This is a genomic window from Marinobacter suaedae, from assembly GCF_030519635.1.
In the GTDB taxonomy this organism is placed as follows: Bacteria; Pseudomonadota; Gammaproteobacteria; order Pseudomonadales; family Oleiphilaceae; genus Marinobacter; species Marinobacter suaedae.
Map to the genome: position 1 here is coordinate 647,128 of NZ_JAUMIS010000002.1, position 13,378 is coordinate 660,505.

11 protein-coding genes are annotated in these 13,378 nt (G+C 44.2%); 5 read left to right on the forward strand and 6 right to left on the reverse strand.

Annotation, left to right across the window (positions count from 1 at the left end; genetic code table 11):
- Positions 1-109 precede the first annotated feature (109 nt).
- Genes QVZ43_RS11810 through QVZ43_RS11820 form a run of 3 tightly spaced genes read left to right on the forward strand, consistent with a single transcriptional unit; the run spans position 110 to position 3,959 of the window.
- Positions 110-1,312, forward strand: a complete 1,203-nt coding sequence (locus QVZ43_RS11810; RefSeq protein ID WP_302910099.1) for a polysaccharide pyruvyl transferase family protein — start codon at positions 110-112, stop codon at positions 1,310-1,312.
- Positions 1,309-2,472: a glycosyltransferase gene (locus tag QVZ43_RS11815; protein WP_302910100.1), complete on the forward strand. Its 1,164-nt coding sequence runs from the start codon at positions 1,309-1,311 to the stop codon at positions 2,470-2,472. Before QVZ43_RS11810 ends, QVZ43_RS11815 begins: the two co-directional genes overlap by 4 nt.
- Positions 2,469-3,959: a lipopolysaccharide biosynthesis protein gene (locus QVZ43_RS11820; protein WP_302910101.1), complete on the forward strand. Its 1,491-nt coding sequence runs from the start codon at positions 2,469-2,471 to the stop codon at positions 3,957-3,959. The genes QVZ43_RS11815 and QVZ43_RS11820 overlap by 4 nt, the downstream gene beginning before the upstream one ends.
- A gap of 46 nt (positions 3,960-4,005) precedes the next feature.
- Here QVZ43_RS11820 and QVZ43_RS11825 read toward each other — a convergent pair whose 3' ends face one another.
- Positions 4,006-4,593, reverse strand: coding sequence for a hypothetical protein (locus tag QVZ43_RS11825; RefSeq protein WP_302910102.1), 588 nt, complete (start codon positions 4,591-4,593; stop codon positions 4,006-4,008).
- Positions 4,594-5,616: 1,023 nt separating this feature from the next.
- Here QVZ43_RS11825 and QVZ43_RS11830 point away from each other — a divergent pair.
- Entirely contained in the window at positions 5,617-6,537 is a 921-nt protein-coding gene (locus QVZ43_RS11830; RefSeq protein WP_302910103.1) for a hypothetical protein, read from the forward strand.
- A 98-nt stretch (positions 6,538-6,635) separates the two neighbouring features.
- Here the strand turns inward: QVZ43_RS11830 and QVZ43_RS11835 are convergent, their stop codons facing one another.
- The 5 genes from QVZ43_RS11835 to QVZ43_RS11850 all read right to left on the reverse strand — a co-directional run bounded on the left by QVZ43_RS11835 (position 6,636) and on the right by QVZ43_RS11850 (position 11,888).
- Entirely contained in the window at positions 6,636-7,922 is a 1,287-nt protein-coding gene (locus QVZ43_RS11835; RefSeq protein ID WP_302910104.1) for a phenylacetate--CoA ligase family protein, read from the reverse strand.
- A gap of 19 nt (positions 7,923-7,941) precedes the next feature.
- Positions 7,942-9,180, reverse strand: coding sequence for a glycosyltransferase family 4 protein (locus QVZ43_RS11840; RefSeq protein WP_302910105.1), 1,239 nt, complete (start codon positions 9,178-9,180; stop codon positions 7,942-7,944).
- Between the two features lies 1 nt (position 9,181).
- A complete protein-coding gene (locus QVZ43_RS11845) occupies positions 9,182-10,468 on the reverse strand; it encodes an O-antigen ligase family protein (RefSeq protein ID WP_302910106.1) in 1,287 nt (428 codons plus the stop codon).
- Positions 10,461-10,997, reverse strand: coding sequence for an arsenate-mycothiol transferase ArsC (locus tag QVZ43_RS16500; RefSeq protein WP_420890913.1), 537 nt, complete (start codon positions 10,995-10,997; stop codon positions 10,461-10,463). Before QVZ43_RS16500 ends, QVZ43_RS11845 begins: the two co-directional genes overlap by 8 nt.
- A 405-nt stretch (positions 10,998-11,402) precedes the next feature.
- Entirely contained in the window at positions 11,403-11,888 is a 486-nt protein-coding gene (locus tag QVZ43_RS11850) for an FkbM family methyltransferase (protein ID WP_302910107.1), read from the reverse strand.
- 314 nt (positions 11,889-12,202) lie between these two features.
- On the opposite strand from QVZ43_RS11850, the gene QVZ43_RS11855 reads away from it, so the two are divergent.
- Complete coding sequence (locus tag QVZ43_RS11855; RefSeq protein WP_302910108.1) at positions 12,203-13,378, forward strand: carboxylate--amine ligase; 1,176 nt, start codon at positions 12,203-12,205, stop codon at positions 13,376-13,378.

The following is a 13,378-nucleotide window of genomic DNA, read 5'->3' on the forward strand; positions in this document are numbered from 1 at the left end:
AGCTGCGTCGCCAGCCAATTGAGGGCACACACGTCAGTATCTCTCGGGCCGGCATTATTGTTAAAAACAAAAACATGTCAGTTTTTGTATGACTTAGAGTATATGGAACATGCCTAAAATCTTAATGCTATCTGACATTACCGGGCTCGGCCCAGACTACCACGTAGGTGACGAGGCGATGGCGGAAGTAGCCATCGAGCGCTTAAGCGATCTAATCGGAAAGGAGAATCTAATCCTTGGGTGCGCCAGTCCAGAGCGGGTGCCGGCCACCTATGGTATCCGGTCCTTTGCCTTTTACCACACAACGGACAAGCAGCACCGGATGATGCTTTGGACCAAGCCGTTATCCTATTTCAAGTCATTCATGACCAACATTTATCAGGTTTTACGTTGCGATAAAGTGGTGATTTGCGGTGGAGGCAACATGACAAGTGTGTGGCCGGGAGTGCTTGAATCACGCCTTCGATTGCTGAAAGTCGCCAACTTCTTTGGCAAGGATGTTGTCCTGGTGAGCCAGACCATTGGTCCCTATGAGGAACATCATCGCCAGCAGGTAGACCGGATTTTGGCGAAAGCCCGGTGGATTGGCGTCCGGGACATTCATTTTTCCCAGACACAGATCAGTGCCCCCGTACATTTCGCTCTCGATGACGCATGCTTTCTGGATCATCGCCATAGCGATTACAGTCGCAAGATATCCGATGAACAAAAACATTTCGCCTGCGTTTCCATGCGCAAATTCGGTGGCATGAACGACGATGATGTCCTCCATGTTGCCAAAGCAATGGAGCGGGTAACACAGGCGAATGGTGTTAAAACCGTATACATTCCCCACCATGCTCCGGGTGGAGTCAAAGGCGACATCGAACTTGGCAAAAACATATCTCACCTTTGGCCGAAGGGACAGTTCCACATGGTAGATCCCATTCCCTTGGCCTCAGAGCTGAAAGCATTGACGGCGGACAGCCAGTTTGTCGTTTCAATGCGATATCACCAGCTCATTTTTGCACTGTCCATTGGCATCCCTGCGGTCGGGGTTTATGTAGATCAGTACACCCAGGCCAAACTGACCGGGGCGTTTGAAGCTATGGGGCTTGAGCCTTTCGTCACCTCGGTAGAGAACATTGATAATGATCTCGAAGCATTGGTAGCCAAAGCCATCGCGGCCCAGGAAACGTTCGAGGCCGCCGCGCAAAAAACCCAAAGCCAGGAAAGGGCGAACAACCTCCGTCCATATTATCTTCTGAGCGATTCTGACGAAGCCGAGCGAATCGGCAATCTGGAGGGCGTCCGTGAGGTGAAGAGTCTATGACCGCAATGATGGTGCTCTTCCATTGCGAATCCAATCCGGGCTACGCCGCATCCAGTCACGAACACACTTTTCTGGATGTGGCGCTGAAAATCGTTGGGGACTACTCTCGCGTCCACTATGCCTATTCACGACTCGACGGGGGAATGACCCCTTCCCTACCGGCGGCACTGACCAACGTAATCGAACTAGATACAAGGTGGTCAGCCCGCGTCAAGTTAGCAGATATTGAACGGTACGTGCGCCAACACCAGATCAAGTACCTACTAGGATTCGATCAACCGGTCTCCAGGCCTATGTATCAGGCATTACGCCGGGGCGGAGTTGAGTTTTTCGTTTCGTATTGGGGGGCCCCCATAAGTTCACGCAACAGCGGGCTGAAACTGCTTTTGAAACGACTAGAGGTATCCACCAAGCGGTTAGGTCCCGACCATTACATTTTTCAGTCAGTTGGTATGCGCGAGACGGCCGTCATGGGCCGTGGGATCCCGGAACAGAAAACTTCAATCGTGAAAACTGGCATTGACACCAACAAATATGCACCCGATAACCAACTGCGCCACTATGCCCACCAAGCATTTAATATTCCGACAGACCGCAAGATCGTCGTATTCTCGGGGCATATGCAACGCAGAAAAGGCGTCCACGTTATTCTACAAGCTGCACAATATCTGACGCAGAAACTGGGCCGAAAGGATGTTCATTTTCTGATACTTGGTAATCGTCCAGGCGAAAAGGGATTCTTTGAAGAGTACCTGCAAGATGAGAAGACAAACGACCACATTACCTTCGGTGGATACCGAACCGACATACCGGACCTGCTCAAAAGCTGCGCCATTGGGATGATCGCCTCCGTTGAATGGGACTCATTCCCGATGTCTTCCCTGGAGATGGCAGCAACCGCACTGCCATTATTAGTTTCCGAACTTCCTGGACTCAATGAAACCGTAACACCAGAAACCGGTTTACGGTTCCCAACTGGAGATTACATTCAGGCGGCCAAAGAGTTGAACGATCTGCTACAGGACCCCGAAAAAATTAAGAAGATGGGAGAACATGGACGTCAACGAGTCATTGACTCTTTTTCACGCCACTCGCAAGCAAAAGGTATTGTGAATGTATTCAGAAGGGTCGAAGAACAAAAAATGGAGCATGTAAATTGAGCAACGCTCGACAAATGGTAACCCATTCGACGATTTATGCCATCGCCAATACCTCACGGCAAATTGTTGGATTCATAATGTTACCGGTTTACACCAACTATCTAACGCCCTCAGATTATGGTGTTGTCGGGCTTTTAGTATTTGCGGTAAGTCTTTTTGAAATGTTGTTAGCCGCACAAATGTTCCAAGCGGTACCAAAATTTTATCATCAAGAGACGAGCCAAGATTCAAAAAATGCTGTCGTAAATAGTGCATTCGCTATTACTGGACTGTTTAGCTTGGTCGCGGTCGTAACAATGGCCAGCAACTCAAAAACAGTATCGTTACAGTTATTTGGATCAGCAGAATATAATATATACGTACAAATATTTTCCGCTTTAATACTTACTCATTCGTTGGAACAGTATGGACTTGCCTATATCAGAATAATACGAAAACCATGGTTATTTTTTTGGTTTAGCATTGCAAAACTATTACTTCAATTAACGCTAAGCATCACAACAATTGTAGTACTTGAAATGGGACTGATGGGACTTGCCCTGAGCAGCCTTATTTCTTCTCTTATTATTGCAACCGGCCTAGCGGTATATACTTTAAGTCAAACAGGGATACATGTTAACGCTAAAATATCAAAAAAGATGCTAAAATTTTCTTGGCCGCTTTGGCTAACAGGACTCATTGGTCTCTACATAGGATCCTCAAATCGATATTTTATCCGAGTATTCTCATCTATTGATGACGTTGGTCTTTTTGAGCTTGCCTCTAGATTCGGCTCAATTGTAGGGCTATTAATTTGGATGCCCTTTTCTCAGTATTGGCAAACCGAAAGATTTTCTGTTGCTCAAAAGAAAAACCCCTACCCTGAGTACTCACTGGCTTTCAGAACAATTTCCTCACTTTTATTAATTGGCGGAACATTTGTTAATATTTTTTCTGACATAACAATAGTTATAATGTCTGCTCCTGAATTTCACTCATCAGCAAGTGCGGTTCCATACTTAACCATAAGCGGAATTTTTCACTGCATGATTTTTTTCAATAATTTCAGCTTTATGCATAAAAGCGAAACACTTAGGATGACAAAAAACAATGCCATTGCCGCCATAATAATAACTATATTTTATATAATATTAATACCACACTTTGGATTTGTAGGAGCTGCGATAGCATTAATGATAAGCACATTCCTCCAGTATATTTACGTGCTTTCCGAGGCAAACAAAATATACCCGCTAAAGATCCCTCAAACACCTTTCATGGTATCTTGCGCATTGCTCCTTGGAGTGTCACTTATAAATGAGGCAATAGCGAACACATCTCTTTCAATAATTACAATTTCTGAAAAAATGGCACTATCAATTTTTACATCAGTTATAATTACGCTATTGATGTTCAAGAAAAGCGAAATAAAATTAGCAGGACGAGAACTATTAAAAACAATCAATAAACTCAGGAAAACCACCAAGACTATAGAGAGATCAAATTAGTAACACTGGAGTATAAAAAAATAGATAACTACTATCAATCACCTAATCAACTCGAATAGTAATTTGAACAACTTCTCAGATACTCTCTGCAACTTACATATGATGAATTAGCTTCCTGTAAAAGGTTAGGGGAAATCTCAATACAAGGATGACCTTCTGTATTTATTACTTTTCCAGCAAGAATTTTATCTGATCGATCGCCATATCCTGCTTTTCCTGTATTATTGAAAAATATATAATTACTTACAAGGTGGTGCTTAAGCCCAAGCCATTCGGTCAACTCAGACAAAATATAATCCGTACTATTTACAAGATCATCTGATTCCAAAAAAAAATAATTCCCGTCAAGAAGGGCGGCATACCGTTTCATCTCCTCCAATCTTAAACAATAATATACAGACGCCGCTTCTGGATCCTTATAGCCTTCCATGCCTGGCTCGCGCCCCATATTTATTATACTTTTAATCGTGCTCTCTGGCGTTCTTAAAAGAAATATTATTTTTGGAGAAACTGTTTTAAAAATATCATTATCAACTACATGCTCATTATGTAAAATCTTATCCAAAACATACTTACCTCTCAAATCTTCTTTCAATTCATGATATAGGCCAACTTTCATTTTCATCAGATCCATGTAGTTACTATAAGACCTATGTAACTCACTGTAACCGCAAACCCCTTCATTACTACCCAAAATATGGGACAACACCGACGACCTGCTTCTCATATGACTAAAAATGAACAGGTATTCGGATTTTCCATATATGATACTGGGATTCAATATCACTTCCGCTGCCTTCCGAACTTTTAGCAAAATAGACATCTGGGCCCGCTCAAATTTTACACTTTAAAGTCGACCATGCTTGCTAACACCACCCGGTCGAGATCCCCAAGTCCACAACAGACACTCCCTTATGCGGTAGACATTTCGAAGTCGAAATGAAAAGGATAGAATGCGGTGCCAAAAGCATCCAGCCTCGTGCAAGATTTGGCTATTATCACCATAGCCAAGGTCGCTCCCCCCTGTAGATAGAACACTTCGCTCTCGAGATTTAGGTGAAGCACTTGCTTAAAAAACTACTAATTTTCCGATAGCCGGACCATCAACATCTAAACCAGCGTAGTATGCATGGTTATGAGCGATTCACGATCGAAAACTCAGGGAACTACCTTCGGCTGCCAAACCCTCGGATACGGCGGCAGACGACCCGGCATTGCCCCAATATCACGAACCATTCCGCCGGTGTGCTCATGGTCGTTAGGAGGAATTAGAGGGGGAATGACAGCGTGGCCGGCCCGAGCATGCTATGCCCCATCTGAAGAAACCCCGACAGTATTCAAGCTACAATCACTGCCTGATGGTCAAACCATTTAGACTGACGCGAAGCGGGTGCAAATTTGCACAAAAGCTTGCAGAACAAACCGATAGAGCGGCTTTTAGGAAGGTTCCAGTCCAAAAGGATAACGGATTTTACTAACGGACCAAATCCAATGCTAAGTGAGAAATCAATTACTCGCCGAAAGATTTCGGGCACCGGCTTAGTGTAGTTTTGAGGCCGACGAAAACCCCAAATAGCTGGCCTCTACAACGCGTCTGGCCGAGTCACCGCCCATGAAACAGACTATACTGCTCCATGCACAGCTTAGGAGATACGGTATGACCTCCCTTATAAAGATTGGGCGACTGAGCGCCTCGCTTCTATTCGCCAACCTTTTTATCAGTACAGGCGCAGCAGCCCCCTTACTAGTCGATTCATTTGAATCGGGGGACCTTTCAGCCACAAACGCTGACGGATTTCAGTGGTCATCCACAAACCGCACAGGTGTCGTTACCGAGGACACTCTCGTTTATAACAAAGGACCTACAAATGAGGTACCGTCCTATAATCCTGACTGGACCCCCAAACACGGTGAGCATAGTTTGAGGTTTGAATATCCCCCTGGTAAAGCTTGGTCAGAACAACGTTTCAAGCTTGGCGGAGCTTATCGAGACATTTGGTTCCAGTACTGGGTAAGGGTTCCGGTCAATTATTTTCATGGCCAAGAGAGCCCCACTAACAACAAATTTTTCTCACTATGGATGGATGGTTACTCTTCGAAGGGAGAAGGCCCCAGCATCGCTTGGGAATTTTGGGGCGATCAAGATGGCTCTAGCCGCATAGCTTTTCACTACAGCGCCGGCGGTTACACCATCATGGGAACGCATCAACAGATGAAGCCGTTTATATCTGTTCCTCGAGATCGTGGGCGGTGGATGGAAGTCACCCTTCATGTGAAGGCAGCCTCCTCCAGCTCCGCGAACGATGGCATTATCGAATTCTGGCGACGCTGGGAGGACCAATCTCCAAGTGACCGACAGTTGCTTCATAGAACGACAAATGCTGACATCGCAGCGCCGCCTGGTGGGCCAAACGGTTGGGCTGCTGGCTACCTTATGGGTTGGGCAAATGCAGAATATTCAGAACAAACGGATTGGCTAATAGATTACCTAACAATCTCTACTGAGAGCCTCATAGGCACACAGGGGATCGCGCCGTCAGATGCGGCACCGGAGCCACCAAACTTGATCTTAAAATAAAGCAAACCCGAACTCTCTTGATCAGACCGATCTGTCCGGACTATAGGAGGACGGGGCTTGGTTCTCAGCAAGCCCCCGTTTTACTATGCGTTCAATCCTTAAAGTTTACTCTCGAAATACTGACGTTTCTTTTGCTCAAGTTGAAATTGCCTGACGAATTTTAGCTCGAAGGAAATATCATCAGAGAAATACCTGTGTAGTTGCCTATATACCAACTCGCACACCCTTTTGTCCCTTGCCCCCTCTATAAAAATATCCACACTACCTCTTTCCTTTTGAATTACCTTATAATTCAAAAGAACGTCTTCCTCTAAAGCCAAATTTTTAAATACATAATAAAATGTAAGCGCAGGATACTCATTTTCTATACCTAAAACCTTTCCTCCTCTTCTACCTATTACACTTCCGATCAAAGGGTGATTCCGGCCACAAGAACACTTCGAATCATCAAATTCGATCACATCACCTAAGTTGTATCGAATGATGGGAAACGAACGAGAGGCCAGATTTGTAACCAACACTTCATTGTCTTCGTTAGTCTCGATAATCAAATTTTCCATATTAACATGGAGACCGCCCGACGGGCATTCAAAAGCAATTATCCCAGACTCTGCAGCGCCATATTCACTTACAATTTTAGCCCCGAATGCCTCGTAACATTCATCGTGATATGAGTCCAAAATCATTTCGGAAGTTCCCTTAACCATTTTTAAAGGCAATTTACTTATACCCAGAGAATTTGCCCTCTTGGCAACCTCAAAAATCATAGACGAATATCCGGATAAAAATTCTGCTCCTTTAAGCTTTTCACAGAATTCAATGATCTCACTTTCAGAGTAATTAAATAGCCTAAATCTATTCTGAATAAAATCTAATGCACGTATCTTTAAGGCCTGTCGATAGGAAGTATTAAACCCCCACAAATACCCATTCCTGCTCCATAAATTTACGCCATACCAATCGTATGATCGCATCATAGTTGCTCTGTTTAAAGAATCCCAACGCTCGTTCCTAAGAAATTCCAGGCCTTCACCAGATGTGCCGGAAGTTTCAGCCAAACGCATTCTTTCGTCTTTGATATCAATTTTTACGGAATCTTTATTTTCAACCAATAAAGCTTTGTTTAATTCTGGTAATTTAATTAAGTCATCAAAACAAAAATCGCCACCTACCCTAAAACCAAATTTTCTAAAAATATCTCTATAAAACCGGGAATTATTGAACACAAAATTAAAAAACTGTTCTGCATTTTTTGCTTGCAGCTCGCTCAGTTTATCAAATGACCACCATTCTGTTTCTTTCAAAGAATCATATTGATCGTAGATGCTGGGGTTCCGAATACATATCCCAGTCTCATAAATTTTTTTAGCAGCATTTTCATTCATTAATTATCACTCGGTGCAATTAGGTCGAAGATACATCAGAGATATATTTGCAATACCGATTTCCAATTTCCTGATAATCATATAGCTCAGCTATTAACCGGGGACCATTTTCTTCTATTGACCTAATCTCATTCGGACAATTAATTAATTCTATAATTCTCTCAACATAATCTGATGCTGACTCGGCAAAAACAATATCTTTCCCATTGGTAACATTTATACCTTTGCACGCGAAAGGATCTGCGATAATACAACATCCACTTGCTAGGGCATCCAGAATTTTTAGCTTGGTCCCGCCCCCTACTTTAATAGGGCACAAGTAGAACTCAGCTTTCCAGAGGTATTCTCTAACATCATCCACGAATCCGTGAATATGAAGATTATCTTCTTTCTGAGCAAATTCGACCATCTCATTGGTTGGATCTCTACCAATAATATCCACTCTAAAATCAGGTAATCGAGCTTTGAGAACCGGCCAAATATCATTCATAAAAAACTCAACGGCATTTCGATTTGGGTACCACGAAAGACCACCCACAATGACCGCAGAGTTTTTATTTTTGAAAATATTTTTAGATGGATAAAAATATGACCTATCCACACCGTTTGGTATCGTAACAAAACACCCCTTCGAGAACATTTTTTTCATGCCTTTAGAGTCATCATCAGAACAGCATATATTTAATGAGGCGGACTCGCAGTATCTACGCTCAACCCTAGATAATCGCTCCCCCTCTTTCCTGAAATAGAATCTTTTCAGAGGATTCTTCTCTGAGCGCGAACGTTCTATCAACATTTCCGACTCGAAGTTATGATGATTCAAAACAGTAGGAAGATGTGAAAATATTTCCCAATAGACACATAAGCTTATTGTGTCCACATGAACTGCATCGAATGAATTACGGTCAACCAAGGTAGACAGGGTTCGTGCAGCGGCCGTAGAGTTCAGCCAATCCATCGTGTAGCAACTACCAGAGAGTAACGATTTAAGAGCTATCCAGTGCCCGCCAAACTTAATTTTCTCCTTGGGGATTTCCATCACATGGACGCTGTCGACAAATTTCTCAAGTTCGAGTACAGACTTCCCAATCGGATCATCTTCATATGGTAAGCTCTTATTTAGAAAACTCGACTGATTGAATGCAAATAGGGTAACGTCATGTTGCTTGCATACCTCTTTAAGAAGATTATAAGAGCGCTGAAGTACGCCTCCTTTAGGTGGGTATGGAACCAGATGGGAAATCCAAAGAATTTTCATACTAAACTCTTATTTCCTTTTTTTTGGAATTCACACAATTTATCAGTGCAACAAAAAGAGCTAGATGAATCCATAAAAAAGGGTAATAGACAACGGAAACAAATTGCCCTGCAAACACAAAACCAAACATAGATATGTTCAGATAACTAAAAATATAATATGGAAACCTATTACTTTCGTCGTCTTTTAACAACCTTTTCATTATTCTGGTTTTCCAGATACAATAAAAAATAATAACAAGGTAAACAGACAGCCCAAAATACCCTAATTCAGATCCAACCTGGACAAAAATATTGTGAGGCAGCTCTGCGTATTCATATAACATATCTTCACGGTAGACTCGTTCATAATAGGGAATGAAGTTAAAATAACCAACCCCTAGAAATGGATGATCATTCAACATATCTAAACCGTGTTCCCAGTATAAAAATCGTTGTATAGAGGTTCTATCAGTCCCAGCATTTTCAAAACGTTCCTTTTGTTCATCCGGAAGGAACGCCCATAGAACCGACATTGCCAATAAACAGGAAATCAACACACGAGGCCTGAATACGGCCTTCGCGTTCAAAACCAGTAGCTGTAATAAAAGTGCTACCTGCCCGCCTCTCGAACTAGCACCAATTACGACCATAACTGCGGTAACCGGCATTAGCAAAACGATTGAGTACCACTTTTTACTCGCCCTTTCTTTCATAAAGTGTGCGAAGGCCCAAGCTAAAGGCCAGAAAACAAGCATTTGGATAGCAAGTTCGCCTGAGTTTTGGAAAAAACCTCTAGGCCCCATTAAGCCCCAATCGGTAAAGGAAAACCCTCGCGCAGCCCATTTTAGGGAGAGTGACAAAGAGAGTTTGAAAGAGGCTAGAAAAAAAATGCATAAAAATATAAAAAATCGCTTTTCAGTATTTACGATATTTATGATCAAAAAATAAATTATGAACCAGGTATAGGAAAACTCGAGCTGTTCGTATGACAGGGATGGCCAGTACGCCAAAAAACTTGAGCCAAGAATGATCAGAAAAAATATAATTATCAGTATATTGATCGGTGTGGAGACCCATCGTACCGTTTTATCGGTGAAACAGCCCAAAAGCGCTCCCATAACGGTTAGCTGAGTCCATGGCAAAAAATCTAGCCACGGATATATGGACTGCGGACGAACATACTCAAAGAAGAAGTAGCCGCAGATCATCCAAAAAGCGAAGGATTCACCTCGAAAATACCGCCATATTTTTGTCAGCCGAAGCTGATAAAAATCATCGATCGTAACGGTCTTAGTTCTTTTACTCACACAGCTTCCCTACCGCTTCCATGACTTTCCGCTCACAGCGACTAAAAAACTCGTCACTACAACTGTACGGGTCATGAATATAGGGGTTAGGTGGAGAACAATATGCGCCGGCTAGAGCCATCCGGTGGGAAGGGCCAACCTTTCGATGAAAATCATCGATATGGGCAGGCTCCATTAGGATGATAAAGTCATTCTCACTAAACTCAAAATTCGTCACGTTTACGGTTAAATGATTATCAAGATCTAGCCCATTGGCCGCCGCGAATTGTCTAGCCCGAGGGTCGGCTGGATGCCCATCGGTACAATTGAGACCGCAGGAGCTTGCCTCTTTTCCGAGGCTTCTTGCGTATACTTCTGCCAATGGGCTTCTACAAATGTTGCCGCTACAGATAAAAACCAGGCGCTGGTTCTCATCTGGCTTTTCAGCAGGATAGCGACGGTAAGCCCCGAACGTTGCTAATATCCCGTGCCCAACAAACCGCAAAAGTCCATTTTTTGATCCGAAATACCCATAAACAAGTCGGCTCACAAAGAAATCTCCATATCCTCGAGCTGCAGTTTGCTAAGACTATAATCCTTATCTACAAGGTCCTTTCCTTAACAGGGTCCTCTCTGAAAGGCGGCCAAACGACACTAACCTTCCAACTTTTCACTTCAGTCGTAACGATTACCGAAGTCGTTGAGTTGTTCAAAGTATAGTAAAGGAAGCTCATAAAATTGGCCCTTTGCGTGGAACTGAATTTTGTTTCATGAACTGCCTCGCTTGATCTGAACGGGGCATTCGGACTGCTCTCACCGGTTAGTGCTCACCGTTTAAATACCCCTGCACTGAAAATCTTTTGCGTCTCAATACTATAGAGACTTAGGTTCTTCAGATTTCTAAGAATCTCGGAAATCACTCATTCTCTTAGATCAACTTTTAGAGCATTACCTGCTAACACTCTCGGCCAGTGTCCACTGCCGAACATAAGACTTTAGTTTTTAATGCTAGCGTGTAAAGGACATTGCCAGACTCAAGATACGCCGGATAGTAATTGCTCAGTCCGGTCGAAAACGTTGGCACAGCCATACCAGCCAAATCCAGCTTATCCGATACTGCTGCGTTGAAAAGAGATACATTTTTGAGAGGGAACTTCTGGACGTTAGCAGCTAACAGGGAAAATGTTGTGGGTACCGGCTCGAACGCAATGACTCGTCCGGCGGGACCAACGAGCTCTGAGAACTTCTTCGTGTAATGGCCGACATTCGCGCCTATGTCGATAACCCAATCGCCATCGTTGATCAGTTGGTCAAGACTTTCGTACTCTGGCTCGTCGGCAACGAACCTTCCTTTTTTAATCTGGCCTCCGTAGTGGATACGTTTTAATTCATCCTGCCAACTGTTCGGCAGTCGTGCAGCGAGTTCCTTAAGCGCATCCACACAAAGACTCCTTCCTGGCCGTGTGCCAATCGATCATCCTGATTAATCATTGAACAATATAGCCTTATTACGGGCTTTGTCCATGCCAATCCTGCACCCGCACGAGGAAGATACAGGCCGGTCATTTTATTCAGGCAAAGCAGTCGCCCCCAAAACCTGAAAACCTTCCGAGCGGAAACAGCAGCAAAAATCCCCTTGCTCACTTCCCTGCAGAAGCCACCCTTGAACGTTGCTTTGATTGGTATTTCCAGCATTTATGAAAGATAATACAAAGTGTTGCCTTAGCAATGGAACAACACAGGACGTTGCGATCCATGGAACCCAGAATTCTGGTGCTTGACGGAAACCAGAGAGCCTCTCTCGCGGCGGTCAGATCCCTTGGCGAAAAGGGGTTGTGGGTAGCAGTCGGTGACAGCACTGACCGATGTATGGCCGGATTATCCCGGTTTTGCCAGAGATCAATTACTTACCCCGACCCTTTCGAATCTCCTCGTTCCTTCTTCGAGGAACTGCTTCGTCAAATCGAAGCCCTGAAGATCTTCTTTGTTCTCCCCATATCTGAAGCGACGACTTACGTAGTCCTCAAATATCGGCAGGAGTTGCCGCCCCATCTGACGCTTCCGTTCCCTGACGCAGATTCAATGGAACAACTTGCCGATAAGAATAAGCTGTTCAAGTTTGCTGACGAACACGGCATCCCGATTCCCGAGACAATCTTTTGCAACAACGTCGCTGAAGGGCTTCAAGCGCTTGAGAAAATCCACAACTACCCTGTCGTCTTGAAACCAGCCAAGTCGCGACTCTTGTTGCCAGATAGAATTTTCTCAACCCGCGTCATGACAGCGCAGTCGGCCGAACAGGCCACTTCCCTTCTAAAACAGAACGATTTTTTCGAATTCCCCTACTCTATCCAGTCATTCATTGAGGGTGAGGGGCAAGGCGTATTTGCGTTGTTTAACCAGGGAGAGCCGGTATGCTATTTCTCGCATCGCAGGCTGCGTGAAAAGCCCCCTTCCGGCGGTGTCAGCGTTTTGAGTGAATCAGCCCCACTTGACGACAGGCTCAGGGAGTCAGCAGAAAAGCTGCTCCGGACGGCGAACTGGCACGGTGTGGCAATGGTTGAATATCGGGTATCCAATGACGGAATTGGTTACTTGATGGAGGTTAACCCCAGGTTCTGGGGGTCCCTCCAACTGGCCGTAGATTCAGGTATCGATTTCCCCTGGTGGCTCTACCTGGTGAGTACAGGCAAATCAGTGCCTAAGGTCGAATACCAATATCGGCGTTTGCGCTGGATCCTCGGGGACCTGGACAGATTGCTGATCATCCTTAAATCCCCGAGAAACAAGTACTCGATAAAGAGCAAACTTCTTGAACTCATCCGTTTTTTCAAGCCCAGCTTCAATACACGCCACGAAGTTAATCGCTGTCGCGATTTTAAACCCTTCGTGTTCGAACTGAAGCAGTACCTTCGGGCGCTGAGAGGCTAA